The sequence below is a fragment of the Pseudomonas sp. TE3728 genome (assembly GCF_056279145.1).
This window is the reverse complement of sequence record NZ_JBWBQT010000001.1, coordinates 594,072-620,470: the sequence shown is the minus strand read 5'-3', so window position 1 is coordinate 620,470 and position 26,399 is coordinate 594,072. Positions and strand designations below refer to the sequence as shown.

Sequence of the window (26,399 nt, the reverse complement as noted above, 5' to 3'; positions counted from 1 at the left end):
AATAGCAACTCTTTGGGTTCTTCAAAGAATTCCTGTTATTGATCGGCTGCTTATAACGGCAATAACAAGCTTTATATTCAGCGCCTGGTGCCTGTCCGACATTTTTCACTTAATGCGCAGTGCGCTCGAGCGTAATGATCAGACCTGACTTCAAGGTGCTTTTATAAAGCCCCTCACGCTGTCGGCTGAAAAACACAATTCTTGAGCCTTCTCTACCGGTCACGGCAATGCCATCCGGTTCCGGGAACCAGCCAATCGCCGAATCGTTCAGCCAGGCGCCGAGGCAGTCGGCTCCCTCACCCAGGGTCTGGTTCAATTTGAGCTCGATCGAGCAAACATTCGACGGTTTGTCCTGCAGCGCCTGGGACTCGGGCGAGTCTTGCGCGGTGTTCAAGGTGGCCTGCCATTTCCCGGCGAGTTCCGACGGGTCGGCTAATTTCAGACTGCTTGCCATGGCTACCTCTCCAAGAAACATCATCAGCGTCGCCAACAGCCACGCGGTTGCTTTGTAGGTAAAAGCGTTCTGGATCATAGGGCGTTTTACTCTGGGTTGTAGCCTTACTCATAACACTTGCCGTTCAAGGGACAGAGAGCGGCGCGTCAAGCGCCGCCCTCCTTTTTGCCTTGAATCAGGCCACGATGTCCGAGAACGCCGCCTGGCCAACGGTGCTGACCAGGAAGTCAGCCACTCCGTGCCCGGAGAAGTCCACCGACAACAGGCTGTTACCGCCCGAACTGGTCAACACTGCATCGCCTGCCGCACCGGTGAACGAGTTCACGAAATGCAGGCCCGCGCCGTTGGTGATGCCGGTCAGGTCGATCTTGTCCAGGCCACTGACAAAGTCGAGGATCTGGTCGACCGCGCCTGGCGTGGAGTCGCTGCTGGCCGCGAACACAAAAGTGTCCGAACCCGAACCGCCCCACAGTTTGTCCGAACCGCCCGCGCCGAAGAGGATGTCGTTGCCGGCACCGCCCTTCAGCTCGTTGGCCACGCTGTTACCGATCAGCAGGTCGCTACCCGAACCGCCAATCGCGTTTTCGACGGTGACGCCCTTGGCAATGGACACGTTGCCTACCATGCCGCCAACGTCGGAGAACGAGGCTTCATTGAGGTTGATCTTCTGGTTTTGGGTAAAACCGGAGAAATCCAGGGTGTCCTTACCGCCCGCATCCCAGACCGAGAACACCACTTTGTCCGACGACGAAGACGCGCTCAGGAAATCGCGACCGGCGTTGGAGTTGAAGCCGTAGGTGGTATCACCGGTACGGGTGGTGGTGTTGGCACCGTAGAGTTTCTGGATGGCGGCGATATCGTCCATCAGCGGGCCGGACGCATAGGCTTCCACACCACTTTTGCTGAAGTTCTGGTCGGTATTGCTCTCGCTCCAGTAACTCATGACGCTGTAACCGCGGGTGTCTTCGCCGTAGGTCGCGTCGTTGTAGGTCGGCGCGCCTTCACCGGCGTTGTAGTCGCCAGGGTGAGCCAGGCCCAGGGAATGACCGATTTCGTGGGTCAGTGTCTGACGACCGTAGTTGTTCAGGTCCGGTGTCTTGTTGACGTTATAGCCACTGCCCGTCAGATACCACGAAGTACCGTCATAACCCGCACCGGTGCCAGGCAGGTAGGCGAATGCTGCGGCGCCATCCTGACCACCACTGTAGTTGCCGAAGGTCATATGACCGTCACCGCCGAAGGACTTCTCGGTGAAGGTGACATTGGCCACGTCGGCCCAGGATTGCATGGCGAGTGCGGCCTGTGCTTTCTGTTGCGCGCTGAACTGACTGAACCCGGTGATGCCGTGCTTGTTCATGGTGCTCGACGAGGCCGAGGTCAGGAACGTGTAGGTGAGTTCGATTTTGCCGCTGCCGTCCTTGTCCTGGTAGGCAGCGCCGTCGCGCAGCAGCTGGGTAGCAGCCTCGTCGACGGAGAAGGAGGGTTTGCCATTGACCGTGAGATTGCCACCCCGATCATACTGATGGCTGAAACTATCGATCTGGTTGTAGGCGGAACTGGGTGCAGCCAGCGCTTGCAATGGCGCAAAGGCCTGTTCGGCAAGATCAATAGCGTTGTCTTTTACTTTCGACATAAACACACTTCCTTGTTTAGCAATGGAACAGTTTTTGTCCGATACGACAATCTCTGGCGAGATCGTCCTATCACTCGCCCAATGAAGGCGTATAAAAACTGACACAATTCGAAATCAAACGTCTACATTTTTTTTGACGTCAAATTGAGTGGTTCCGGCGAACTCCAGTAAACAGTGCGTGTGCTGTCGAAATATAGTTTGTAGTTGAAGATTTTGGCCGGATTGTCCGACAATCTGCTATCTAAATATTAAATATGAGTAAGTTGTTTTTCTGTAGATGAGTTCTCACTTTTTCGGATTTATTAATATAAGTGCCAGTGGATTGCCATCAACCAAATTAAACGATCGGTTAGTTGTAGTTGTGGCCTGCCGTTGCCCCGCTCAGTGCATGAACCCTTCCATGAACCCCGCGACCCGGCTGGCCAGTTTGCGACGCCAGGGCGCGGTAGTCGGGTTGGCCAGGGTCTGGTCTTCGTGGACGAAGCTGCGGATGATCGCGTTGTAGCCCAACCAGCGGCAGGGCTCGGGCTCCCAGGCTTTGAGCGCGTCGAGACCACCCTGAGCAATGACCCACGGCTGGCGGACCAACTCGGTGTCGCGCTGAAGAATCAGGTCGGCCAGCGTTCGCCCGCCGAGGTTGCTGGCACCGACGCCCTCCCCGCCATAACCGCCGGACAAGGCGATGCCGCTGGCCTGATCGCAGAGCATGTGCGGCTTGAAGCGCCGGGACATACCCAGGTTGCCACCCCAGGCATGGGTAATTCGGACGTTCTTGAGCTGCGGAAAAAGTTCGCTGAACAGGTAGCGCCGCAACTCCACTTCGCTGCTGGTCAAGTCGAAGTCATGGCGCAACTTGCCAGCAAATTGATAGCCACCACGGGCACCGAACACCAAGCGGTTATCCGCCGTGCGCTGGCCATAGGTGACTTGTCGGCTGCTTTCACTAAAGGCCTGACCGTGGCTGAGGCCGATTTCGTCCCAGATCGCGGCGGACAGCGGCTCGGTCGCCACCAGCAAACTCTGCACCGGTAATTGATAACGGCCCAACGGTGGCAATGTGGCCGCATACCCTTCTACCGCCGGCACGATCCAATGGCTGCGGACTTGGGCCTTGGCCGTACGCAAACTGCCCGACTGCCATTGAATGACCGGGCTGTTCTCATAGATGTTGACCCCCATGCGCCCCACCGTCCGTGCCAGACCTCGGACCAACTTTGCCGGGTGAATGGTTGCGACGTGCGGTGCATAGATACCGCCATAGGGTTTGGCAATTCTGATCTGTTGCGCCAATTGTTCGGGACCGAGCCAACGGTAGTCGCTTTCGGTCAGTCCTTGGTGGTAGAGCGTGTCCAGATAGTGGCGCAGGCTGGCTTCCTGCTCTGGATAACGCGCAGCACAGTAAAGCACCCCGCCTTTGCGATAATCGCCGTCGATACCTTCTCGTTCGAGGACGATCTCAACTTCATCTGGGATACCATGCAGCAGTTCGAAAGAGGCGCGGCGCTGTTCGGCCGGTAAATCGGCGAGTAAGCGATCTTCACCCAGCAGATTGCCCATCAGCCAACCGCCGTTACGGCCCGAAGCACCAAAACCGGCGGTTTGGGCTTCGACGATGGCAATGTCCAGCTCCGGTGCCAGGCGCTTGAGGTAGTACGCGGTCCAGAGCCCGGTGTACCCGGCGCCAATAATGGCCACGTCGACGTCCAGATCCTGCTCCAGAGCCGGGCGTGCCAGCAATGGCTCGTCGAGTTGATCCATCCACAAACTGATCGTGCGCCACGCCGACATGCAAGACTCCGCTGCTCAAAACTTCGATGGTGTCGATCCTGGGGCGCGGGTCTGTCCAGATCCCGGTGTTTCCAGCGCAGGTGGTAACGCATCAGTGGCCTGGTTTGCAACGGGCCATCATCGGCGTGCGTAAAAGACTCGACGAGAAAAAACCGAGCTTGCCGAAGTTCTCGCCAGGCTTCAATGGCCTCCGTGGAATGCTCCGGCAATACGGGCCTCTGGTCGATAAATCCGTGTCTCGTGATCTGCATCAAAAAAAATGAACCAATCGCTAAACGGACTGAAAAAATCCACATGATTTTCACATCTGAATGCTACTTTTAAAGACAGTCACCGGTTGAGCCATTGAAGGTTCTTCCCTCCTAACATGAGCTAAAGGAAGCGCTCGATGAATAAGGTGGGCAACACATGAATAAAGGTTCCTTCAGCAAAGTCACTTTTCCAAATGCCTGCCAGCTGATGCGCTGGCATTTTCACCCCATGGGTTTCGAAGCGACCATGGATGCGCCGGGCAGTATGGTTGCCCGTCTGTTCGACCGCGCCAGTGGTGAAACCATGATCGCCATTGCCGGCATTCCTTGCGCAACGGTCATGAATGCGGCGGATGTAGAACGAATTATCGAAGCTGTTGAAGATGAGCTGGAGACCTTCATTCCGCCGGAGGCCCTCAGGAGTTATGCCTGAACGACCAGCGTTTCACAAAACATGTGGGAGCGGCCTGTGGCGAGCCCGCTCCCACATTGATTGCGTTTAACCGATCCGCATCAACGCCTGCGCCAGATCGGCGCGCAGGTCTTCGACATCCTCAACACCCACTGACAAACGCACCAGCGCATCGCCGATGCCGAGTTGTGCCCGGGTTTCGACGGGGATGCTGGCATGGGTCATGATCGCCGGGTGCTCGATCAGGCTTTCCACCCCGCCCAGGCTCTCGGCCAGGGCGAAAATCCGCACACTCTCAAGGAAACGTTTGGCACCCGCCAAGTCGCAGTTCAGATCAAGGGAAATCATGCCGCCGAATCCACGCATCTGCCGCCGCGCCAGTTCGTGCTGCGGGTGCGATGGCAGGCCTGGATAGTAAACGCGTGCCACCTGCGGCTGACGCTCCAGCCATTGCGCCAGCTCCAGTGCGTTGCTGCAGTGGCGTTCCATGCGCAGCGCCAGGGTCTTCACGCCGCGTAATGTGAGAAAGGCGTCGAACGGCCCGGCGATAGCCCCCACTGCGTTCTGCAGAAAACCCAGCCGCTCGGCCAGTTCTGCGTTTTGCCCGACTACCGCGATGCCGCCGATCACGTCGGAGTGACCGTTCAGGTACTTGGTCGTCGAGTGCAGCACGATATCGAAACCCAACTCCAACGGCCGCTGTATCCACGGGCTGGCGAAGGTATTGTCGGCCACACAGATGATGCCTCGCTGACGACAGATACGCGCGACGGCGGCGAGATCCGTGAGGCTCAGTAAAGGATTGCTCGGCGTCTCGACCCAGACCATCCGCGTGTCGTCCTGCAGCGCCGCTTCGAAGGCCGCCAGATCGGTCAGATCGACAAAACTGAAACGATGCCCGGCACTGCGCCGGCGCACCTTGTCGAACAGCCGGAATGTACCGCCGTACAGGTCATTGCCGGAGACGATATGGGCGCCGACGTCGAGCAGTTCGAGCACGTTGGCGATCGCCGCCAGCCCGGAAGCGAAGGCGAAGGCCCGAGTGCCGCCCTCGAGGTCCGCCACGCAACGCTCCAAGGCGAAGCGCGTCGGATTGTGCGAACGCCCGTAATCGAAACCCTTATGCACACCGGGGCTCTGTTGCAGATAGGTGGAGTTGGCGTAGATCGGCGGCATCAGCGCCCCGGTGGAAGGGTCCGGTGTCTGTCCGGCATGGATCACACGGGTGGCGAAGGCACGTGGTTTGGCGGTTTCATCGTGCTGACTCATGCAAGGGATCTCCGCAAGTGATTGAGCATGTCGACGCGAGTAATCAGGCCGTGGAAGCCCGAAGTGTCGGCGATGATCGCCACCAACCCACGATCGAGCACCGCCTCCAGCTCAGCAAGACTGGCGCCGGGAGGCAGGGTTTCGAGCTTGTCGGTCATCGCGCTGGTCACGGTCATGCGAAAGTGCGTAGCGTCTTCGTGCACGCCAAACAGAATGTCGGACTCGTCGATGACCCCGACCAGCCGCTGCCCGTCCACCAGCACCGGCAGTTGCGAAACATCCGCCAGGCGCATGCGCTGGAACGCCGTGAGCAAGGTGTCGTCCGGGCCCACGCTGACCACCCGGCCATCCTCGAAGCGCCGCGCAATCAGATCACGCAAATCGCCGTAGCGCTTGCGCGCCAGCAGCCCTTGGTCGTTCATCCACTGGTCGTTATAGACCTTCGACAGGTAGCGGGTGCCGGTGTCGCAGACGAAACTGACCACCCGCTTCGGCTCGGTTTGCTCGCGGCAGTAACGCAGCGCCGCAGCGAGCAATGTACCGGTCGAAGAGCCGCCGAGAATGCCTTCGGCGCGCAGCAGTTGGCGGGCATGATCGAAGCTTTCCTCGTCGCTGATCGAATAAGCCTTACGCACACTGGACAGGTCGGCAATCGACGGAATGAAATCTTCGCCAATGCCCTCCACCGCCCAGGAACCGGGCGTACCCAAGGTGCCGCTGCGGCTGTATTCGGCCATCACCGAGCCGACCGGATCGGCCAACACCATTTCCAGATTCGGTTGTACACGCTGAAAGAAACGGGTCAACCCGGTCAACGTGCCGGCCGAACCGACGCCGACAACGATGGCATCCACATCATGCTGAGTCTGTGCCCAGATCTCCGGAGCGGTACTGCACTCATGGGCCAGCGGGTTGGCCGGGTTGTTGAATTGATCGGCGAAGAAGGCGTCGGGAATGTCCCGCGCCAACCGCGCAGCGACGTCCTGGTAATAATCGGGATGACCTTTGCCGACATCGGAACGGGTGATGTGCACTTCGGCGCCCATGGCCTTGAGGTGCAGAACCTTCTCGGTGGACATCTTGTCCGGCACCACCAACACCACCCGATAACCCTTGGCCCGGCCGACCAGGGCCAGGCCCAAACCGGTGTTGCCGGCGGTGGCCTCGACGATGGTGCCACCGGGGCGCAGGCGGCCATCGCGCTCGGCGGTATCGATCATCGCCAGGCCGATGCGGTCCTTGATCGAACCGCCGGGGTTCTGTGATTCGAGTTTGAGAAACAGTGTGCATGGGCCGGTATCGAAACGGCTGACACGCACCAGGGGCGTATTGCCGATCAATTCGAGCACGGCAGGACGGGAGTCGTTCGGCATGTTCGTCACCTCGCTGCATGTATCCGCATTGGAAGGACAGCGACCTGCGGCGAATCATTGCGCGCCAGTCGCAAGCAAAGCCTCGCCTTGGACCATAGGCCGGGATTGCGCCCCCCGCAACTTTTCGCAGCCAGTCGGTACCTCCTCAGCCATGCCTGCCTTTGTGGCGAGCGAGCTTGCTCGCGCTGGGTCGCGTAGCGGCCCCAAAAATTCGACAAGCGCCCATTTTTTTGTGAGTGCTACGCACTCAAGCGGGAGCAAGCTCCCTCGCCACAGGTTTTCTGCTCAAGACTCTCTGAATGGTCAGGCAGACACTTTTCCCTGACGGTGATCAGCAAAGAACGCCTTGCCCTTGCCGATCCGGTCGGAGGCCTTGGGCATGTTCGCAGCCGAGGCATCCTGGCCATCGACATACCAGTAGCAATGGCTCACGGCCCGAGTGATGCCCACGTAGGCCAGTCGCAAGATCTCGTCTTTCTGTGCGCTGTCGTAAGCTTCGCTGTCGCCGGCCTTGCCGAGTCCGGCCATGCGATAGACCTGGTTCTTGTAGGGTGAACTGGTCAGGTGCTGACAATCGCCCAGCAGAAATACCGCATCAGCCTGCAGGCCTTTGGCGCTGTGGTAAGTCAGTTGTTTGAGCCGTCGAGCGTCGTACGGCAAGCTGGAATCCACATTAACTACAGACTGAATATGCTCTTCAATCAATGTCTTATCGCTGCTTTTTCGATAAAGCATCAAGATTGAATCGCCCTTTCCATAGTGCTCGATCAGACGCTGGGCCAAGCCTTGGTCATCCCGGTCGAGAATATTCACTGGCAGCAGCGCCTTGGGCTCACCGCTGGCCTTGGCCTTCTTGCCAGCGATCGCCGGTGCCGCGCGGACAATATGCTCCGCCGCGTCGATGATGTGCTGATGGCTACGGTAGTTGTCACTGAGCATCACTTTGGTCGTGCTCGGCGACGGGAATTCCTTGTTGAACTCCATGAAGTAAGTCGGCGAACTGCCGCGCCAGCCATAGATGGACTGCCAGTCATCACCGACACAAAGCAATGACGAACGTTGCGCGCCGCGCCCCACATGCATGGCCGGTCCGCGACTACGGATTTCCGCCAGGCTGGCGCGAATCCACGAAACGATCTGCGGTGACACGTCCTGAAACTCGTCAATCATCAAGTGCGACATGGGCCTGAGCAGCTCATCGCTCAGCAGCTTGAGATTCTCCGGTGAATGCTCACTGAACAAGGCGAACATCCGGTTGTAGGTCATCACCGGCGGCGATTGATCCAGCAGATGATCTTCCAGCGCTCGCCAGAACAGGCTCAAGGCCTCGAAGAAGAACCGGTCCGGGTCATCCTTGGCGAAGCTCATCTGACCCACGGCATTCGGTACATCCAGGCCGAGGTTTTCAATAAACCCGGCCGCCGCGACAAAACAGTCCAGCAACGGCGCGGAGCCGAGCTCGCCCTTGACCTTGTAATCGAAGCCCGGCCCGGCGCTGGCGTCCCCGGCAAGGGATGCCAAAACACGCTTTGAAGACTCATAACTGTCTAGCCATATCAATGGCTTACGACAGAAAGCTTGAAACAGGGTGCGCTTTACCGCCCATTCCGCGCGCACTGAAAGTTTGGCATTTGGACGGCTGACCTGGGGATTTTCCCGGGGATCGAAACCCAGCACCACCCAAGCGTCCAGCGTCGGAATGTAGCCGTGGCAATGAAAGGTCGAGCCGTTGATGTCGAAGGTCTGACGATTCGGTTCGATGCCCTTGATCGGCCAAGCGCCGGCGCGAAACCATAGGTCTTCGATTGTGTCGCACAGTTCTTCATCGCGCTTGGCGGCGAGTTCAGTCACCGCCATGCGCTTCTGCACGTCCGGGTGATCACGCTCCAGCTCCTTGAGCTGCAAGGCATGACGAGACAAAGGCTTGATCAACTCGCGGAAACGCTCATCGCGGGTGTGCAGGCTGTGATAGCAGGCGTTGAGTTGCTGGCGCTGGGCATCGTTGATGCGCAGGTCGAAGGGGTTGCTGTCGACCTCCTCATCGCCGCCTTGCACGCGGTGACTGAGGTTTTCGAACGCTTGCAGCCGCTCGAAACCCGGCAGGCTGCGAACCATCGGCAGGATGCGCGAGTGGAAAGTGCGCACCAGATCGCGCGCTTCTTTAAGGCTGATTCCCCGCCCCCAGACTGCAAACAGCTCGATCAGCTTATTGATGAAGTCCTTGCGCGATTCGCGGGTGAAGGTCACCACGGTCATCGAGCTCAATTCAAACCCCAAGTAATGGCTGAGCAGCAGAATTCGCAACACCAGGGTAGTCGATTTGCCCGCCCCCGCCCCGGCGATCACCGAGGTCGACGGTGTGTCGCTGAAAATCATCTTCCATTGGGCAGCGCTCGGCTGGGCATGCGCGGGCAACAGCCGCGCCACGTCGGCCTTCATGCGTTTCTTCAGCTCTGCACTCAATGGCAGCCGCCAATCGTCAAACAGATTGTCATCGACGTTGGGCGGTCGATGTTCGGTTGAGCGTGAGTCGCGAATCAACAGAACCTGCCGACCTTCCTCCAGCCCCTCGAGTTTGCCTTCCTTATAGCCGTAATCCACCCCGGCGCTGTGACCGCTGCGAAAACCGTCGGCTTGCCCGTGCAGCCAGGATGCACGGTGTTGCGCGCGCAGACGGGTAAGGCCGTGGCCAAAGAACCGGGCGGCCAGGCGCTTGAACAAAGGCATCTCAGCCAAAGGGCGAAGTTCAGGAGGAAGATCGGGGGTGTGTTGCGGCACGCGGACGGACTCCAGGGTGTGAGGCTGTTGAGGGCTATGGTGTCTGCATTTGCCGCTGAGTTCTAGTGAAATGCTTACAGGTCATTGGCTTATGCGATGAAGTGAAGGCTGGATGAGAATATTTCGAGGTTATTTGATATCAACTAATTCGATTGTATTGAGGCATTTTTTACGCTTTTTATCGATTGGTACCTGATAGATCATGCTCGCCATCAACCACTGGTTCTCGTCTGTGGCTCAGGCGCTCTGCCCCATGACGAACCTTTTCAGGAGACGATCATGCTTGAACTCAGACCCTTCAATTCGCTGGGCGGCGCGCACCATGGCTGGTTGGATGCCCATCACCACTTTTCGTTCGCCGAGTACCACGACCCCAAACGCATGAACTGGGGCAACCTGCGGGTATGGAACGACGATGTGATTGCCCCCGGCACCGGGTTCCCGCAACACCCACACCGGGATATGGAAATCATCACCTACGTTCGTGAAGGCGCGATTACTCACCAGGACAACCTCGGTAACAAGGGCCGCACCGAAGCGGGCGACGTTCAGGTCATGAGTGCTGGCACCGGGATCGCTCACAGTGAGTACAACCTGGAAGCGACCGAAACCCGGATCTTTCAGATCTGGATCATCCCCAACGAAGCCGGTTCGGCACCGTCGTGGGGTGCCAAGCCATTCCCCAAAGGCGAGCGCGAAGGTTTTGTGACCCTGGCCAGCGGCAAGGCCGGCGACGATCAAAGCCTGCACATTCGCGCCGATGCGCGCCTGGTGGCGGCGAATCTGAAGGCCGGGGAGTCTGCGGAGTATCACCTGGACAGCGGCCGTCGGGCTTATCTGGTTCCAGCCACTGGGGCCATTGAAGTCAATGGCTTGCGTGCACAAGCTCGAGACGGTGTCGCGATTGTCGATGAGCAGGTGTTGCGCGTAACCGCGATTGAGGACAGTGAGATTGTGTTGGTGGATGTGGCTTGATGCGGTAAATGCGGAAAAAAAAAGGGGCGACCGTTGATGGTTGCCCCTTTTTTCATTTTCATTTGTGGCGAGGGAGCTTGCTCCCGTCCGGCTGCGAAGCAGTCGTAATCCAACCGGCGAGGTGTACCTGTTACACCTCGCCAACCGATTTGGGGCCGCTTCGCGCCCCAGCGGGAGCAAGCTCCCTCGCCACAGGGCCCTCAATCACTTCGCAGAGATCGCGCCATCCACCAGTGTCTGAGCTTCTGCCACCAACTGCTTCAGGTGATCGTCGCTCACAAAGCTTTCCGCGTAGATCTTGTAGATGTCCTCAGTGCCCGACGGACGTGCCGCGAACCAACCGTTCTCGGTCATGACTTTCAGACCGCCAATGGCCTGGTCGTTGCCCGGTGCATGGCTGAGGATGCTCTGGATCGCTTCGCCCGCCAGTTGAGTGGAGGTGACCTGGTCTGGCGACAATTTGCTCAGCAGCGCTTTCTGCTCAGGGTTGGCCTTGGCATCGACCCGTACCGAGAACGGTTCGCCCAGTTCATCAGTCAACGCGCGATAAGCCTGACTTGGGTCACGCCCCGTGCGGGCAGTCATTTCAGCCGCCAGCAGCGCCGGAATCAAGCCATCCTTGTCGGTGCACCAGACACTGCCGTCCTTGCGCAGGAACGACGCGCCGGCGCTTTCTTCGCCACCAAATCCGAGGGAGCCGTCGAACAGGCCGTCGGCAAACCATTTGAAGCCAACCGGCACTTCGTACAGACGGCGGCCCAGGCGTTTGGCGACGCGATCGATCAAGCCACTGCTGACCACCGTTTTACCCACAGCCGCATCGGCACGCCACTGCGGACGGTTCTGGAACAGGTAATCGATCGACACCGCAAGGTAGTTATTGGGTGCCAGCAAACCACCGGACGGGGTCACGATGCCATGGCGGTCGTGATCCGGGTCACAGGCAAAGGCCACGTCGAAACGCTCTTTCAGACCGATCAAACCTTGCATGGCGTGGCTGGATGATGGATCCATACGAATCTGCCCGTCCCAATCGACGGTCATGAAACGGAATGTCGCATCAACCTGTTTATTCACCACCTCCAGGTCCAGGCGGTAATGCTCGGCAATCGCCGACCAGTAGCGCACCCCTGCTCCGCCCAGCGGATCGACACCCAGACGCAGCTTCGCATCGCGGATGGCGTCGAAGTCGATCACGTTGATCAGGTCAGCAACATAGGTGTTGAGGTAATCGTGACGATGGGTGGTGCTGGCCTTCAGGGCCTGCTCGTAGCTGATGCGTTTGACGCCGGCGAGTTTGGCCGCCAGCAGCTCGTTGGCCTTGGCTTCGATCCACTTGGTGATGTGGGTATCGGCCGGGCCGCCGTTGGTAGGGTTGTACTTGTAGCCACCGCTTTGTGGCGGGTTGTGAGACGGGGTGATGACGATGCCGTCTGCCAGGCCCGAAGTTCGACCACGGTTGTAGCAAAGAATCGCGTGGGAAATGGCCGGCGTCGGCGTGTACTCGTCGCCTTCGGCAATCATCACCGTCACGCCGTTTGCCGCCAGGACTTCCAGGGCGCTGGCACCGGCCGGCGTGGACAGCGCGTGGGTGTCGATCCCGACGAACAATGGACCGTCAATGCCCTGGGCTTCGCGGTACAGGCAGATCGCCTGGCTGATGGCCAGAACGTGCCATTCGTTGAAACTCAGATCGAACGAGCTACCTCGGTGTCCGGACGTGCCAAAGGCGACGCGTTGGGTAGAAATGGCTGCATCGGGCTGGCCGGTGTAATAGGCCGTTACCAGTCGCGGGATGTCGACCAACAGTTCTGCCGGTGCCGGTTTGCCCGCAAAAGGACTGAGTGTCATGCAAAACCTCTGAGAAAGAGTGGTTCGGGAATAGAGCGCAGTTTACTGACAGTTTGCTCCTGGCGCGATGTTATCGATTGTCAGGCTCCGAAGAGGGTTTGCGCCTCGGCTCAGTCGATCGATTCCAGGCGCAAGGCATCCGCCAACAGACCCAACGCATCGGCGAGGTCGTGGTGACCACCGAAGGTGTGACTCAGGCGCAAGTGCTGTCCGTGCAGGCCCTGCAGGCTGAACAGCTCCCCCGGCGCAATCACCACATGTTGCTTGAGCAAACGCTCGAACACTCGACGCACATCGACCTGGCGCAACGAACGAATCCAGATTGTCGCTCCGCCCCGGGGCTCAACGAAGTGCAACGCATCGGGCAGACGCTCTTCCAGCAACCGAGTCATCTGCACCATGCGTTCCTTGAGCAGTCGACGCAACACCAGCAGGTGTTGATCAATGCGTCCGTTGCTGTACAGCCGCGCAATAGCTTTCTGACGAATCAGTGACAAGCGAAACGCGCGCAGCAGAAAGTGCCGTTGCAATTCGGCGCGCAGCTGTCGCGACAGCAGATAGCCGAAGGGCGCCTCCGACCCGATGATTTTCTCGAATGTGGAGAACACGATCAGCCGATCCGGGTCCAGCAGATCACGAAGCCGCAGGCCGCTCGGCTCGAATTCGAGCTCGCCGTAACAATCGTTTTCCAGCACCCAACTGCCGTGTCGCTCCAGCAACTGTGCGGTGATTTGCCTGTTGCTGTCAGGCGCCACACTGCCCCGGGGCATATTCAGCCTCGATGAAAGCATCACCAGTCGCACCTGCTCAGTCTCAAGCAGCTGCTTCAACTGCTCAGGATCCAGGCCGCCATGGGCTTGCAGCGGCAGCTCGACCACCTGCACGTCCGCGTCTTGAAACAGGCGCAAAATAGCCCAGTCGCACGGTGATTCGACCACCACCACAGCATCCTTGAGGCCAAGGACGGCGATCAATATTTCCAGTACGCCACGCAGATCGGCGCCGATATAGACATCATCAGCATGCCAGCAACGGGTCGGCGAAGTGGTGTAGCGCGCTGCCAGGGCTGCGCGCAGCTCCAGCTCGCCGCAGGGTTGCGAAGACGGTTGCGGCTGGCGCGGATACTGGCGCAGCAGTTCTCTCTCCAGTAACAACAACGGGCTATCCAGGGGTTGTAATAACGCCGGTTCATCGGCGCTCAGCACCAGCATGCCGGGACGCCTGGCGTTGACGTAAACCGTTTCGAGCAGGTCCTTGCCACTACCGGGCATGCCGATTGAGGACACGGGGAGTGCGTAGTAGCCTGATTTGGCCACTGAATAGACGCGCCCTTCCTTTTCCAACAGCGAATAAGCGTACTGAATGGTCGAGATCGACACACTCAGGCGGTGCGCCAACTGCCGCAATGAAGGCAGGCGCACTTGCATGTCACTGCCCGGCTCATTGATCAGGTTAGTCAGGTAACGGTACACCGCCTGGTACGCAAAATCGGTATCTCGTGGTCCTTTCATGGGTAATGGCCGAACAGACTACGAACGTCGTGACGCATCCTTGCCGGATCCGTCGAACCAGTCACTTTCACCGGCCCGTCGACCATTCGCCAGACACCGTCGTTTCATTGCCAGGCTCCCCGACTTCAGCTTGCCCACCCACCTCGACGCTTTCCAGGCCGAGAGCCCTGCCCTCATCCCGAACCACCGGCCCCATGCGGTAAAGCGTACTGATCAGACTCACGGGCAACCCGCTGACATCGACCATCCATTGCAGAACCTGCTCGGGAGCCGGGCCGCCCTGCATCGCCCGGTGCAAGTCCGGCAACGCCACGAGCATGCCGGGATGGCACTGACGGAGAAAATGCTCAAGCGCCGCGCCGTTATCGACAAACGGGGCAAACAGTAGACACACCAGTTGAGCCTCGCTCAAACCAAGGCTCTTTTGTGCTTCAGCCGATGCCAATGCGCGCTGGTCGGTCATCGTCATCGGGTTGCCGAAGGTTTCCATGGCCTGTTCGCAAAAGCGCTCTGGAACATGTTTGCGGCGCATCATCACCAGCGCCCGCTGCAGGTACTCGCCAATGCCTTCCTCGTAGCTGCGACCCTGTACAAAGCACGCTTGCAAGCCACGAAGATGCGCGGATATCGACAAGCTGACGTAGCCGTTATCACTGAGCTGGGCCGACAACTCGTCAGGTTGAAACCCGAGGAAATCGGTGAGCAGTGGCCAGCGCTCTTCCAGGTTGCTGACCAGCATGTCGTGAATATCGATGAAGGTCGTGCGGCGACACGCTTCAAAACGTTCGGCGGGACGCCACGCCGCCTGGGCAGACTCAGGATAAAACTCGCGGTAGCAATCGCTGCCCAATTCATCGAGTCGCGCGAACAGACACTCGTAGCCCGTTTCGTGACGGTCCGGCGCCTTGAGCCCGGCCTTGGCCGCCGCACGATTCAACCCCTCGAGAAACTGCTTCTGTCGACGGGGTGTATCGCTACTGATCAATGCGTCGACACCCTGGTCCCAACGGGCGATTTGTCCGTAAAACTCGCCGGTCGCCAGATACCCGTCATCCCACAGATCAAGCGGCCCGTCCCAGACACGGCGGTGCCCGACCATCAGCAGATTGAGCCGATTCGACTCACGACCGGCTTCGGAGATCGGCGCCAGATGATTGAACGGCAGGACTTCGCGATTATCGACCATCAACACTTCGACCCGGGGATCGTCGTAGAGAAACAATGCACTGCAGCTGCGATGGATGTTTTCCAAGGCTGTCGAGGCCGCACCGTTCAAGCGCAAGGTCGCCACTCGCAGCTGAAATGTCGCCGGTGCCCGGCTGGCAATACTCAACTGCGCGGCACGCAGTAGCGCCAGGGTGTAGCAGCTGTCGCGGGACCCTGACTGGATCGACAGCACCTTGTAATCGCCGATACGCTCCAAACCTCCTGCGGACATCACCAGGCGCTGAATCAGCAATTGCAATGCCGTGCGTTCGGCGCGAGAGAAAAAACCCAGCAAGCGCTGCAGCATTTGCTGATAAACATAGTTCATTGCCTGATCATGGGTAGCGGTCATCATTATTTACCTGTGACTCAAAAGTGCGATGCCACGCAAGTAACGAGGTGTATTGCGCAACAGGTTGTTTGTCATGAATGGAGTGCCGGTGCTGTTATTCAAATGCTAGCACTTAAGCATTGTGTAATTATTTGAAATAATTGAACGCTACGGGTAACCCAGGGAGACCTATATCGGCGCGAGGCCCCGCAGAGCGGGTGCCTTGGGCTCCCACGGGTTTTCCTAGGAAATTTCCGACAGCGTCCCACAGACACTTAGCACAAGAAATAAAGAAAGAAGTTGCCCATGAATGTAAGACAACTGAGCGACGCCGCATTATTTGTTGAGCATATATTGCCGGCGCGCATTGAGGAGTTTCAGCCTGATACTCGGCCATGACTCTTTCCTTGAGATGAAAGTAATCATTCAATTATCAGGGCTTACATAATGATTAGAAGATACAGATCGAGAGCAAAAACCAGTTCAGTTGCTGAACCGGCCCACCGACAGATCGATGGCACGTCTCATTTGGGAGTGACTGCCAGCAGAAGAGTCCGTATTCGCACGGACTCTTGGCAGAGGAAGGGCTCAGGCAGGTTCGACCTGAAGGGCGACCCGTTCGCGACAGGGGCATTCGTCCATATAGCGGTGCGCTTCGACAAACTCGGAAAACGGGAAGACCCGGGTTTTGAGCGGCAGCAGCACGCGGTCGGCGGTCAGTTGGTTGATGTCACGCAGGGCACGCTGTAATGCGACCTGGTCCTGAATGATGCCCAGTTCCGGCTTGCCGGTGAAGTTACCGATGCAGTGCACGAAAAACTGAATGTTCTTCTGGAACGCCGCGCAGGCCGGGAACGGCGTCTGGTTACCTCCTTGCAGGCCATAGAGCACCAGGCTGCCCCGAGGGGCGAGCACATCGCCGAGCAGCGACATCTGCGGCCCGCCAAGGCCATCGAACACCACATCGACGCCGCGGTTATCAGTGATCTTGTTGATCTGCATCAGCAGATCCTGTTCTTCGGTGACGATGACTTTCTCGGCGCCCAGGGACAGCAGGTACTCACGCTCATCCGTGCTTTTGGTCGCAGCAATCACCCGCACACCAAGGGCTTTGCCCAGTTGCACGAACGACGGTCCGGCGCAGTGGCTGGCGTCGGTCACCAGGGCAAATTGCCCGGGTTTGACTCGCGCCAGGTCGGCATAGGCAAAATAAGCGATCAATAGCGGCGTGTAGTGAACGCTGGCTTCGATCGGGCTGAGCACGTCCGGGTAGCGGGTCAGCGCCGTGCGTGGCAGAACGATCTGTTCGCCGTAGACCGGATAGTCGTTGGGGCTTTCGGCCGGGAAGCTGGCGACTTTGTCGCCAACGGCCAAGTCATCGACACCTTCGCCGACCATCGTGACCACGCCGGCCATTTCATGACCCAGGCCCGAAGGCAGACGAGCATGGGACGATGCCAGGTTCTGGCGCCAGAGAATGTCATACCAGCTGATGCCTATCGCTTCGACGCGCACCTGCACTTCGCCCGGCGCAGGCAGAGCGGCCGCATGCTCTTCGCATTTGAGCACCTCGGCTGGACCAAACTTGTGAAAACGGATCGTGCGGGACATCGCAAACCTCGTCAAAGTAACCTCTAATGCCCTGAACTCTATCTGGGCTTTCTACCCAAGACCATCAGTGGCTATTAATAGTCGACATGCCTGTCATTGATTCCGCAGCGACGGCGACATCATCCAATGCCGTGAAAAACCGAAGCAGCCTTTCAGAAAAAACTGAATTACCCTGTGCAGAGTACCAGTCTTTCCCCGTAAGATTCATGCCGGCCATTGTTCTCATATGGCCGCTCACGTCAAGTTTGCTGACTCTGCCAGGACTCCAGATGAATCGTAATGACCTGCGTCGTGTCGACCTGAACCTGTTGATCGTTTTCGAAACACTGATGCACGAACGCAGCGTGACCCGCGCTGCGGAAAAACTGTTCCTCGGCCAGCCGGCCATCAGTGCGGCGCTCTCGCGCCTGCGCGGGCTGTTCGATGACCCGTTGTTCGTGCGTACCGGCCGCAGCATGGAGCCTTCCGCCCGAGCAGTGGAAATCTTCGCCCTGCTCTCGCCGGCCCTGGATTCGATTTCCACCGCGGTCAGTCGTGCGGCGGAATTCGACCCGGCGACCAGCACCGCGGTGTTCCGCATCGGCTTGTCGGATGATGTTGAATTCGCGCTGCTGCCAATGCTGCTCAAACGGCTGCGCGCGGAATCGCCGGGAATCGTGCTGGTGGTGCGTCGGGCCAACTACATCCTGATGCCGAGCCTGCTCGCCTCGGGCGAGATCTCCATTGGTGTCAGCTACACTGCTGACCTGCCGGCCAACGCCAAGCGCAAAGTGCTGCGCCGCAGCATGCCGAAACTGTTACGCGCCGACACGGTACCGGGACCGTTGAGCCTGGATGACTTCTGCGCCCGCCCCCATGCCTTGGTTTCGTTCGCGGGCGACCTGAGCGGCTTTATCGATGAAGAACTGGAGAAGCTGGGGCGCAAACGGCATGTGGTGCTGGCGGTGCCGCAGTTCAATGGGTTGAGCACACTGATCAGCGGGACTGATATCGTGGCCACTGTCCCGGATTACACCGCTGAAGCGTTGACTGCTGCCGGTGGCGTGCGGGCGGAAGATCCGCCGTTGCCGGTGCGCAGTTTTGAGCTGCACATGGCTTGGCGTGGGTCGCAGGATAATGATCCGGGGGAGCGGTGGTTACGGTCGCGGATTCAGATGTTCTTCGGGGACCCCGATAGTCTGTAACAGAATTCCACGGGCTATCAGACTCAAATCCCCGAAGTATCCGATCAAAAATAAAAATGCCAGTCAGCTTAACTGACTGGCATTAGACCGTAGTCTCTTTTTTTGTTTTAAGCGGCCGGCTACCACACGGCGATATGGGAATCGGCCCGCGGCTCGGTACCACCGCACAGCACACCGGTGTCCGGGTCACGGATGATAATCTGCCCTCGGCCATAGTTGATCAGGTCGCAATCAATCTGAATCTGGTGTCCGCGCCGTGCCAGCGAAGCGGCCAAGTCCCGAGACGCCCCGTGTTCGATGCCGACCTTCATATCCCCTAGCCATTGCCACCGCGGAGCGTCCAGCGCGGCTTGGGGGTTGAGACCGAAATCCACCAGATTCATGACCATCTGCACATGGCCTTGGGGCTGCATGTAGCCGCCCATGACGCCGAACGGCCCCACCGGTGCGTCACCTTTACTGATGAAACCGGGAATGATGGTGTGAAAGGTTTTTTTGCCCGGTGCCAGGCAGTTGGCATGGTCGGGGTCGAGACTGAATTCCTGTCCGCGGTTCTGCAAGGCGAGGCCGCTGTCTGGCAGCACTACACCGGAACCAAAGCCGTGGTAGTTGCTCTGGATGAAGGACACCATATTGCCCTCCGCATCCGCCGTGGCCAGGTACACCGTGCCGCTAGCGTGGGGATCGCCGGGATTGGGTTCGCACGCCTGATCAGTGATTTGTTCGCGACGTTGGCGGCTATAGGCATCGCTGAGAAGGTCAGCCACGGCCACACGCATGTGCAGTGGGTCAGTGATGTAATGAAGGCCGTCACTGTAGGCCAGCTTCATAGCTTCCAACTGACGATGCCAGGTCTGCTGGCTGTCTCGGTGATCGAAGTCAAAGCCCTGAAGGATTTTCAGGGTCATCAGGGCCACCAATCCTTGCCCGCTAGGGGGGATTTCCCACACGTCGTAGCCGCGGTAGTTGATGCTGATCGGATCTACCCATTGAGCGCGATAGTCCCGCAGGTCGCTGGCTCGCAGATAGCCGCCGGTGGCGCGGGAATGGGCATCCAGACGCTGAGCCAGATCGCCGCGATAGAGGCTTTCGCAAGCGCTGTTCGCCAACTCTTCCAACGTTCGGGCTTGCGACGGGTTACGGAATAACTCACCGGCCTTGGGTGCACGGCCATCGATGAGGAACGTGTCGAACCAGACGTCGAGCACCGGGTCTCGATGGGGGCTGAATTCATCCAGAGCAGTCTGCCATTGACGGGCGACCACCGGTGACAATGGGAAGCCCTCCTGGGCCAGGCTGATGGCGGGCTGCAACAACTCGGCAAAGGGCAGCTTGCCGAACCGTTTGGACAACTCCGCCCAGGCCGACGGGCAACCGGGCACCGTGACCGGCGTCCAGCCGTAGAGTGGCATCTGCTCGTGACCGCCAGCCTTGACTGCATCGATCGTCAGCGCTGTTGGCGCCTGGCCGTTGCCGTTCAACCCGTGCAATTGGCCCTTGCTCCAGACCAGGGCAAAGGCGTCGCCGCCCAAGCCGCAGCCAGTGGGTTCAACCACAGTAAGCGCTGCTGCCGTGGCAATCGCGGCATCAATCGCATTGCCGCCATTGCGCATGATCTCGATGCCGGCCTCAGCAGCCAGTGGCTGGGAAGCCGCGACCATGCCATGGCGGGCAAACACACTCTGACGTTGCGACGCATAGGGATATTCGTGGGCAGAAAATTTCAACATAGCAAAAGTTCTTCCAAACAAAGATTCACTAGCCGGAGGTGATCCGGTTTCATTACCCGGAGATAAAAGACCTGACTGAAAAGATCACAGCACGCGACTGAGAAAGGCCTGGGTCCGCGGGTGAGTCGGTCGACTGAAGATCTGCTCCGGCGGCCCCTGTTCGATCAGTTCACCCTGATCGAGGACCACCACGCGGTCAGCGACTTCTCGGGCAAAACCCATTTCATGAGTGACCACCACCATGGTCATGCCGTCATCGGCCAACTGCTTCATCACCTGCAGGACCTCGCCCACGGTTTCGGGATCCAGAGCGCTGGTAGGCTCATCAAACAGCATGGCCTGTGGCTTCATCGCCAACGCCCGAGCAATCGCCACGCGCTGCTGCTGTCCACCGGACAGCATCGAGGGGTAATGCATTGCCTTGTCCGCCAGACCGACACGGGCGAGCAAGCCCCGGGCCTGTTCCAACGCTTCGGCGCGTGGCACGCCTAGCACCTGGATCGGTGCCTCAATGATGTTTTCCAGCGCGGTCATGTGGGGGAACAGATTGAAACGCTGGAAGACCATGCCTATGTCCCGACGCTGGCGAGCGATGTTGCGCTCGGAGTCGCGCACCAGGCTGCCATCAGCGCGCTCGCGGTAACCCATGGAGCGACCGTTGACGCGAATGCGCCCACCCTGAATGTCTTCCAGCAGATTGATACAGCGAATAAAGGTGGTCTTGCCCGAGCCCGAAGCGCCGATCAACACCACCACTTCACCCCGCCGCACCTGCAAGGAAATCCCCTTGAGAATCTCCAGGTCGCCGAAGGACTTGTGAATGTCCAGGGCCTCGATGATCAGTTCTTCACTTTTGTGCGCCATGCTTAACGCCCCCTCAGCAATTTCAGCGTGCTGCGACCGAACATGCGACTACTAGCCGCTGGCGGTGCGGGTCGATCGGACTGTCCGAAACGCGCTTCCAACCAACGCTGGAAGAAGCCCCAGAGGGTGGTCAGCAGCAGGAAATAAATCGCCACCACCAGGTACAGTTCAAATACCCGGAATGTCGCCGACGTGACCATTTGCGTGCTCAGCAGCAACTCTTGCACGCCAATCACACTGACCAGCGTCGTATTCTTGAGCATCACGTTGAACTCGTTGCCCAATGGCGGAACGATGACCCGGAACGCCTGAGGCAGAACAATGCGCCGCATCAGTTTGTCGAAGGTCATGCCCAGCGAACGCCCAGCCTCGTACTGTCCTTTGTCCACGGCGCCAATCCCGGCACGAATGATCTCGGCCATGTAAGCGCCTTCGTTCAGACCTAGGGCGATAATCGCTGCCTGGATATTGCCCGGCACTACTAAACCGAACAGTTGCACGTCCTCAAATCGGAAGATCCCGCCGGCCGCCAATGCGGTGTACAGAAAGACGATCTGCACCAACAGCGGTGTGCCGCGCATCAGCCACACGTAAAACCGTACCGGAAGGTTGAGCAACGGGTTGCGCGACAGACGCATCAGCGCCGCCGCCAGTCCCAGTACACAGCCCAAGGCCATCGCCAACACACTGATCAGGCACGTCAGCCAGAGTCCGGTGAGGTACACCCCGCTGGGCTGCAACAGGTATTGCCAGAACACATCCCAATTGAAATTCATCGAGCGTTCGCCTCAGTCGAGTGTGTCGCTGGAAACATGCCATTTGCTCAGCAACTGCACGTAACTGCCGTCGCTGCGCATGTCACTGATGACCTGTTGTACCGCTGCAGTGAGCTGCGGATCATCCTTGCGAATGCCCAAGCCAGTGAGAATCCGGCTGAAGGCCGGCACCCCTTCCTCGAACAGATCGGGCGCCATGGCGGCGTAGTAACCGGCGGTTTCCACGGTCGTGCCGTAAGCGTCTACCTGACTGATGCGCAGCGCCTGAAAGGCGTCGGTGTCAGTGTTGTAAACCACCAGTTTCATTGGGGTCTTGCCAGCCTTGGTCAGCTTTTCGTTTTCGGCGTCCAGCAAGGTTTTGATCGTCGAGCCATTGAGCACTGCCACCTTGTGCCCGGACAGTCCTTCCAGGGTTTTGATGCCCTTGGGATTGCCTTTGGGAACGACCACTGCCTGACTGGAATACATGTAGTTGACGATGTCGATCACCTCCCGGCGTTCGGGCTTGTCGAACAGCTGATCAACGATCATGTCGCACTGCTGGGCGAGCAATGCCGGCAGCAACCCGGAGAAAGGAATGACCCGCCATTGCACCGGTTTGTTTCCCAACCGCTTGGCGATTTCCAGCCCCAGATCGACCGTCAGGCCCCTGGGTTTTTGCGCCTCATCGAAAGACACCAAAGGCGGTGAGTCCATGCCCGAGCAATACGTGAGTTTGTCGGCCTTTTGCAGTCGCTCCGGCACTTGGGGCGCGGAAACCGCCCACTGTGCACAGAGCCCGAGGGATACAGCGGCAAGTAACATATGGCGTTTATGCACGACGAGACACTCCAGTTGTTTAGTAACGGGGCAGTACTCAAAGTCAAAACACTGTCGGGTTTGAGCCCGATTCTATTTTTCCGATTGCAGAAACTGGATCAGCGCCGGCACCGTGCCCTCGATGTGCTCGCGCACTATCGCCTCGGCTCGGTCGACATCGCCTGAACGAATGGCATCGAGGATCACCGCGTGTTCCTGGCGAGCGCTCAAGGGTTTTTCGCTGTGTTGCAGCCAAAGGCGCATTGGCGCCTCAATTAGCGAATACAGCGCCGAGATCTGCTTCATCAGCCGAGGACGGCCGCTGAGGCTGCACAGGTACTCATGGAAGGAACGATGAAGTCTGACCCACTCGGCGCTTTCGTCGCGGTAGTCATCCATCTCGTCCAGCATGCGTTCCAAAGCCGCCAGCTGACGCTCGCCGATTTTCGCCACGGCCACGCGGATGGCCAGGCCCTCGAGGGCACTGCGCATTTCGAAGACTTCGTGCAACTCGTCGAAATCCAGACCACTGACAATGGCGCCGCGGTTGGGCCTCAGGGTCACCAGGCCTTGAGCATCAAGACGGCGAAAGGCTTCGCGCACTGGCATCCGGCTCATGCCGATTTCACTGGCGATATCCTCGGCGATCAGGCGGTCGCCTTTGCGGAAACGACCGCCGCAGATCGCTTCCAGCAAAAAGTTGTAAGCCTCCTCCTCGGCGGTCAGGGGCTGACGTTCAACGTAGGTGGGAGCGAATTGCATAAAGTCACCTTTTGCTTTTTTGTATCCAATTATCCATAGATTCAAAAAGGCAGAAACCGTGCCAGCCTGTTTAGAATTGCCTCAAGTTCTTAATTAGAAAGGAGTTCTGACTCAAAACCCGATGTTCTTTAGATCGGCGCGATACTCACCGTGTGCTACGAAATGGCCCAGCGCGCCCCAAATAGGTGAACAACGGTATCCAGGTAACAAATCATTTCTCCGAATGCCCTTCGAGGTCTTTTGCTCCCGCGAGAGAGTGCATTGCAGAAATTAGTGCTTTAAATGTTTTACTCGATTAAGTATTTTGAATGGATGATTGGGCGACATCCGCCCCCCTATTCATAGCGACAAGGATCACCTGTGAGCGGACTACGTGAACGTCAGAAAGTCGAACGACGCCAAGCCATCAGCAAGGCAGCCATCGAGCTGTTTGAGCGCCAGGGTTTCCAGAACACAACCATCGAACAAATTGCCAACCAGGCTGGGGTGTCAGCGCCCACGGTGTTCAAGTACTTCGGTAACAAACAGGAAATCATTCTGGAAATCCTGCACGACGCCGACCAACGTGCCATCAAGGACGCCCGCAGCCAGATGCCTGACATTGAGGATCCGGTCGATGCCATGTGTTACCTGGAGCGGCGGTTGACCGGTTACGCACTGGAGGTCATGCACCCCAGCCTCTGGCGTGAACTGCTGCCACTGATATTGTTTGGCGGCGACAACGGGCTGCCCAAAGGCTATCGCGCCATGAACGATGCACTCAGAACTGAAATCAGTGGGTTGCTCAGAGAGTTGCAGCAGGCCGGCAAACTTCGCGCCGACCTCGACGTCGACCTGGCCTCTTTCCTGTTGAACGACTATTCACACTTGCAGTTGTTCAGATTGGTCAACCAGGAGCAGCCGGATGTCGAGTCCCACTCCGCTCAGGTAAGGCACATCACCGAGTTGCTCTTTTACGGCATGCGGGCCTGAGAAAACACACAGATGCAATCACCTCGCGGGGTGTTTGGCTGAACGCCAGAAACCAGAGGACTGACTATTAACTCAAACGGCGGACCGGTATGAAAAAAGACTATTTGGGCAGTTCAACGATGGAGAGTTCACGCCTGGTGCTGGGCGGCAATGTCTTTGGCTGGACCGTCAACGAACAAGATTCGCTGAAGCTACTAGACGCAGCGTTTGAACTCGGCATCAACACCTTTGATACCGCAGACGCCTACTCCATCTGGGCCAGTGGCAATAGCGGCGGCGAGTCGGAAGCCATCATTGGCAAATGGCTGAGTCAGAACAGCCACCGACGCAGTGAAGTGAAGATCATCACCAAGGTCGGGGCCGAACTCTCGCCCCATCAGCAAGGGCTCTCGAAAGGCAGAATCCTGCAAGCCGTGGATGATTCGCTGCGTCGACTGCGAACCGATTACATCGATTTGTACTTCTCCCACTACCCGGATGCCTCGACAGCTCACGAGGAAACCCTGGAGACTTACAGCACGTTGATCGCCTGCGGCAAGGTTCGCTCGATCGGCGCATCCAACTACACCCTGGAAGATCTACAAGCCGCTAAATCCTCTGCCGATCGCCGCGCCCTGCCCCATTACGCCTGCCTTCAGGTGGAGTACAACCTCTATGATCGCCATGACTTCGAACAGCAGTTGCGTGCATTTGCCGTGGCCGAAGACTGTGAGGTCCTGACTTACTTCAGCCTGGCCTCGGGTTTCCTCAGTGGCAAATACAAAGGTCTGAATGACCTGACGCATAGTGCTCGCCGCGACGACCTGGAAAAGTACTTCGATGAGCGTGGGATGCGCATTTTGCACGTTCTGCATCAGGTGGCGCAGGAACAGCAGGTCTCACCTGCGGAAATCGCCCTGGCCTGGGTCATGCACCAACCCGGTATTACCTCTGCCATTGCGAGTGCCACCAACCTGGAGCAACTCAATAGCCTGGCGCGTTCGACGCAGTTGGTGCTGGATGCTCAAACCCTTGAACGACTGGACCTCGCCAGTCTCCTTTGAGACTTGCTGTACGCGATAGCCCAGGCAGGTGGCTGGCATGACCGGCCACAGTGTCCCTCACCTCAGGTCTTGAAACGCTCCAGCAAACGTCCTTGCTCTGTGGCCTGTCCACTGACATCGGCGATCTCCTGCGCCGATTCACGTGCACTGACCGTCAGGTCCTCGCTGAGCCGGCGGATGCGACCGACCGAACTATTGATCTGCTCCGACACCGCGCTCTGTTCTTCGGCAGCGCTGGCAATCTGGACGTTCATCTGAGCCACCCGACCTATGCCTTCACCAACGCCGTACAACGACTCGACTAACGCACCAAACAGCGCCGCCAGTTCTTGGCCGAGATTCTGATTCAGAGTCATCGAATGCACGACGACGACGGTATCTTGCTGCAGGTCTTCGATGATCGAGCGCGTTTCCTGGATCGAATCCTGAATACGACTGGACAGGTTGCGCACCTCATCGGCCACCACGGCAAACCCTCTTCCATATTCGCCAGCCCGTGCAGCCTCGATGGCTGCGTTGAGCGCCAGCAGGTTGGTCTGTTCGGCGATGTCGCGGATGATGTCGAGGACGCTGCCGATCTTTTCACTCTTGATGGATAGCTGGTTGACCTGGCGGTTGGCGTTGGCCAGGTCCTCGCCCTGACGAGCAACTATCCGGGTGGTTCTTTCGATCAGCCCGGTGCCGTCGTCGATGGTCTGCAAAATAGTCCCCGTCGCTTGCGATGCCGATGCGGTATTACGAGCTATCTCCTGCGCCGAAAGGTTCATCTGGTACATAGCCGTTGCGACTTGATCGATGTCCTGGCGTTGATGCTCCATGGTTTGCAA

21 protein-coding genes and 1 pseudogene are annotated in these 26,399 nt (G+C 58.4%); 5 read left to right on the top strand and 17 right to left on the bottom strand.

Features of this window, described 5'->3' with window-relative positions; genetic code table 11:
* Window positions 1-109: 109 nt before the first annotated feature.
* From ACZ89R_RS02330 to ACZ89R_RS02315, 4 genes and pseudogenes are all read right to left on the bottom strand, one after another.
* A complete protein-coding gene (locus tag ACZ89R_RS02330) occupies window positions 110-532 on the bottom strand; it encodes an AprI/Inh family metalloprotease inhibitor (protein WP_429546845.1) in 423 nt (140 codons plus the stop codon).
* A 97-nt stretch (window positions 533-629) separates the two neighbouring features.
* A complete protein-coding gene (locus ACZ89R_RS02325; protein ID WP_429543149.1) occupies window positions 630-2,087 on the bottom strand; it encodes a serralysin family metalloprotease in 1,458 nt (485 codons plus the stop codon).
* Between the two features lie 381 nt (window positions 2,088-2,468).
* Entirely contained in the window at window positions 2,469-3,875 is a 1,407-nt protein-coding gene (locus ACZ89R_RS02320; RefSeq protein WP_429546846.1) for an NAD(P)/FAD-dependent oxidoreductase, read from the bottom strand.
* A gap of 53 nt (window positions 3,876-3,928) precedes the next feature.
* A pseudogene (locus tag ACZ89R_RS02315) lies at window positions 3,929-4,060 on the bottom strand (DUF4440 domain-containing protein); the annotation flags it as partial.
* 223 nt (window positions 4,061-4,283) lie between these two features.
* On the opposite strand from ACZ89R_RS02315, the gene ACZ89R_RS02310 reads away from it, so the two are divergent.
* Entirely contained in the window at window positions 4,284-4,559 is a 276-nt protein-coding gene (locus ACZ89R_RS02310; RefSeq protein ID WP_429546847.1) for a DUF1652 domain-containing protein, read from the top strand.
* A gap of 66 nt (window positions 4,560-4,625) precedes the next feature.
* Here the strand turns inward: ACZ89R_RS02310 and ACZ89R_RS02305 are convergent, their stop codons facing one another.
* The 3 genes from ACZ89R_RS02305 to ACZ89R_RS02295 form a co-directional block, all read right to left on the bottom strand.
* Window positions 4,626-5,807, bottom strand: a complete 1,182-nt coding sequence (locus ACZ89R_RS02305; protein WP_429546848.1) for a cystathionine gamma-synthase — start codon at window positions 5,805-5,807, stop codon at window positions 4,626-4,628.
* Window positions 5,804-7,180 carry a pyridoxal-phosphate dependent enzyme gene (locus ACZ89R_RS02300; RefSeq protein ID WP_429546849.1) on the bottom strand — a complete coding sequence of 459 codons (1,377 nt, stop codon included), beginning with the start codon at window positions 7,178-7,180 and terminating at the stop codon, window positions 5,804-5,806. Before ACZ89R_RS02300 ends, ACZ89R_RS02305 begins: the two co-directional genes overlap by 4 nt.
* A 303-nt stretch (window positions 7,181-7,483) precedes the next feature.
* Window positions 7,484-9,958, bottom strand: coding sequence for a UvrD-helicase domain-containing protein (locus tag ACZ89R_RS02295; RefSeq protein WP_429546850.1), 2,475 nt, complete (start codon window positions 9,956-9,958; stop codon window positions 7,484-7,486).
* 279 nt (window positions 9,959-10,237) lie between these two features.
* Between ACZ89R_RS02295 and ACZ89R_RS02290 the strand changes: the two genes are divergently transcribed.
* Window positions 10,238-10,933: a pirin family protein gene (locus ACZ89R_RS02290; protein ID WP_123494653.1), complete on the top strand. Its 696-nt coding sequence runs from the start codon at window positions 10,238-10,240 to the stop codon at window positions 10,931-10,933.
* A 204-nt stretch (window positions 10,934-11,137) separates the two neighbouring features.
* Here the strand turns inward: ACZ89R_RS02290 and pgm are convergent, their stop codons facing one another.
* The 4 genes from pgm to ACZ89R_RS02270 all read right to left on the bottom strand — a co-directional run bounded on the left by pgm (window position 11,138) and on the right by ACZ89R_RS02270 (window position 17,443).
* Window positions 11,138-12,784, bottom strand: coding sequence for a phosphoglucomutase (alpha-D-glucose-1,6-bisphosphate-dependent) (gene pgm / locus ACZ89R_RS02285; protein ID WP_008006056.1), 1,647 nt, complete (start codon window positions 12,782-12,784; stop codon window positions 11,138-11,140).
* A gap of 110 nt (window positions 12,785-12,894) precedes the next feature.
* Window positions 12,895-14,295: an aminotransferase-like domain-containing protein gene (locus tag ACZ89R_RS02280; RefSeq protein ID WP_429546851.1), complete on the bottom strand. Its 1,401-nt coding sequence runs from the start codon at window positions 14,293-14,295 to the stop codon at window positions 12,895-12,897.
* A gap of 67 nt (window positions 14,296-14,362) precedes the next feature.
* On the bottom strand, window positions 14,363-15,853 hold the full coding sequence (locus tag ACZ89R_RS02275; protein WP_429546852.1) for a hypothetical protein: 1,491 nt from the start codon (window positions 15,851-15,853) through the stop codon (window positions 14,363-14,365).
* 567 nt (window positions 15,854-16,420) lie between these two features.
* Complete coding sequence (locus tag ACZ89R_RS02270; RefSeq protein ID WP_429546853.1) at window positions 16,421-17,443, bottom strand: zinc-dependent alcohol dehydrogenase family protein; 1,023 nt, start codon at window positions 17,441-17,443, stop codon at window positions 16,421-16,423.
* A 269-nt stretch (window positions 17,444-17,712) separates the two neighbouring features.
* Here ACZ89R_RS02270 and ACZ89R_RS02265 point away from each other — a divergent pair, with 269 nt between their 5' ends.
* Window positions 17,713-18,627 (top strand): LysR family transcriptional regulator, encoded by a 915-nt coding sequence (locus ACZ89R_RS02265; RefSeq protein WP_095631404.1) that lies wholly within the window; start codon window positions 17,713-17,715, stop codon window positions 18,625-18,627.
* A gap of 119 nt (window positions 18,628-18,746) precedes the next feature.
* Here ACZ89R_RS02265 and ACZ89R_RS02260 read toward each other — a convergent pair whose 3' ends face one another.
* From ACZ89R_RS02260 to ACZ89R_RS02240, 5 genes are all read right to left on the bottom strand, one after another.
* Window positions 18,747-20,357, bottom strand: coding sequence for a gamma-glutamyltransferase family protein (locus ACZ89R_RS02260; protein WP_429546854.1), 1,611 nt, complete (start codon window positions 20,355-20,357; stop codon window positions 18,747-18,749).
* Between the two features lie 84 nt (window positions 20,358-20,441).
* A complete protein-coding gene (locus tag ACZ89R_RS02255; RefSeq protein ID WP_429546855.1) occupies window positions 20,442-21,221 on the bottom strand; it encodes an amino acid ABC transporter ATP-binding protein in 780 nt (259 codons plus the stop codon).
* 2 nt (window positions 21,222-21,223) lie between these two features.
* On the bottom strand, window positions 21,224-21,997 hold the full coding sequence (locus ACZ89R_RS02250; RefSeq protein WP_429543140.1) for an amino acid ABC transporter permease: 774 nt from the start codon (window positions 21,995-21,997) through the stop codon (window positions 21,224-21,226).
* 12 nt (window positions 21,998-22,009) lie between these two features.
* On the bottom strand, window positions 22,010-22,816 hold the full coding sequence (locus ACZ89R_RS02245) for an ABC transporter substrate-binding protein (protein ID WP_429546856.1): 807 nt from the start codon (window positions 22,814-22,816) through the stop codon (window positions 22,010-22,012).
* A gap of 72 nt (window positions 22,817-22,888) precedes the next feature.
* On the bottom strand, window positions 22,889-23,557 hold the full coding sequence (locus ACZ89R_RS02240) for a GntR family transcriptional regulator (RefSeq protein ID WP_123496903.1): 669 nt from the start codon (window positions 23,555-23,557) through the stop codon (window positions 22,889-22,891).
* A gap of 360 nt (window positions 23,558-23,917) precedes the next feature.
* On the opposite strand from ACZ89R_RS02240, the gene ACZ89R_RS02235 reads away from it, so the two are divergent.
* Window positions 23,918-24,529 carry a TetR/AcrR family transcriptional regulator gene (locus ACZ89R_RS02235; RefSeq protein WP_123496905.1) on the top strand — a complete coding sequence of 204 codons (612 nt, stop codon included), beginning with the start codon at window positions 23,918-23,920 and terminating at the stop codon, window positions 24,527-24,529.
* A gap of 89 nt (window positions 24,530-24,618) precedes the next feature.
* Entirely contained in the window at window positions 24,619-25,572 is a 954-nt protein-coding gene (locus ACZ89R_RS02230) for an aldo/keto reductase (RefSeq protein ID WP_429546857.1), read from the top strand.
* A 62-nt stretch (window positions 25,573-25,634) separates the two neighbouring features.
* Here ACZ89R_RS02230 and ACZ89R_RS02225 read toward each other — a convergent pair whose 3' ends face one another.
* A complete protein-coding gene (locus tag ACZ89R_RS02225) occupies window positions 25,635-26,390 on the bottom strand; it encodes a methyl-accepting chemotaxis protein (protein ID WP_429441288.1) in 756 nt (251 codons plus the stop codon).
* Window positions 26,391-26,399: the final 9 nt, after the last annotated feature.

Excerpts from the sequence above, each read along its gene's own strand:
- ACZ89R_RS02250 (WP_429543140.1), bottom strand. The coding sequence starts at position 21,997 with ATGAATTTCAATTGGGATGTGTTCTGGCAATACCTGTTGCAGCCCAGC.
- ACZ89R_RS02240 (WP_123496903.1), bottom strand. The coding sequence starts at position 23,557 with ATGCAATTCGCTCCCACCTACGTTGAACGTCAGCCCCTGACCGCCGAG.
- ACZ89R_RS02290 (WP_123494653.1), top strand. The coding sequence starts at position 10,238 with ATGCTTGAACTCAGACCCTTCAATTCGCTGGGCGGCGCGCACCATGGC.
- ACZ89R_RS02265 (WP_095631404.1), top strand. The coding sequence starts at position 17,713 with ATGAATCGTAATGACCTGCGTCGTGTCGACCTGAACCTGTTGATCGTT.
- ACZ89R_RS02225 (WP_429441288.1), bottom strand. The coding sequence starts at position 26,390 with ATGGAGCATCAACGCCAGGACATCGATCAAGTCGCAACGGCTATGTAC.
- ACZ89R_RS02260 (WP_429546854.1), bottom strand. The coding sequence starts at position 20,357 with ATGTTGAAATTTTCTGCCCACGAATATCCCTATGCGTCGCAACGTCAG.
- ACZ89R_RS02325 (WP_429543149.1), bottom strand. The coding sequence starts at position 2,087 with ATGTCGAAAGTAAAAGACAACGCTATTGATCTTGCCGAACAGGCCTTT.
- ACZ89R_RS02275 (WP_429546852.1), bottom strand. The coding sequence starts at position 15,853 with ATGACCGCTACCCATGATCAGGCAATGAACTATGTTTATCAGCAAATG.
- ACZ89R_RS02280 (WP_429546851.1), bottom strand. The coding sequence starts at position 14,295 with ATGAAAGGACCACGAGATACCGATTTTGCGTACCAGGCGGTGTACCGT.
- ACZ89R_RS02305 (WP_429546848.1), bottom strand. The coding sequence starts at position 5,807 with ATGAGTCAGCACGATGAAACCGCCAAACCACGTGCCTTCGCCACCCGT.
- ACZ89R_RS02255 (WP_429546855.1), bottom strand. The coding sequence starts at position 21,221 with ATGGCGCACAAAAGTGAAGAACTGATCATCGAGGCCCTGGACATTCAC.
- ACZ89R_RS02270 (WP_429546853.1), bottom strand. The coding sequence starts at position 17,443 with ATGTCCCGCACGATCCGTTTTCACAAGTTTGGTCCAGCCGAGGTGCTC.
- ACZ89R_RS02320 (WP_429546846.1), bottom strand. The coding sequence starts at position 3,875 with ATGTCGGCGTGGCGCACGATCAGTTTGTGGATGGATCAACTCGACGAG.
- ACZ89R_RS02310 (WP_429546847.1), top strand. The coding sequence starts at position 4,284 with ATGAATAAAGGTTCCTTCAGCAAAGTCACTTTTCCAAATGCCTGCCAG.
- ACZ89R_RS02330 (WP_429546845.1), bottom strand. The coding sequence starts at position 532 with ATGATCCAGAACGCTTTTACCTACAAAGCAACCGCGTGGCTGTTGGCG.
- ACZ89R_RS02230 (WP_429546857.1), top strand. The coding sequence starts at position 24,619 with ATGAAAAAAGACTATTTGGGCAGTTCAACGATGGAGAGTTCACGCCTG.
- ACZ89R_RS02300 (WP_429546849.1), bottom strand. The coding sequence starts at position 7,180 with ATGCCGAACGACTCCCGTCCTGCCGTGCTCGAATTGATCGGCAATACG.
- pgm (WP_008006056.1), bottom strand. The coding sequence starts at position 12,784 with ATGACACTCAGTCCTTTTGCGGGCAAACCGGCACCGGCAGAACTGTTG.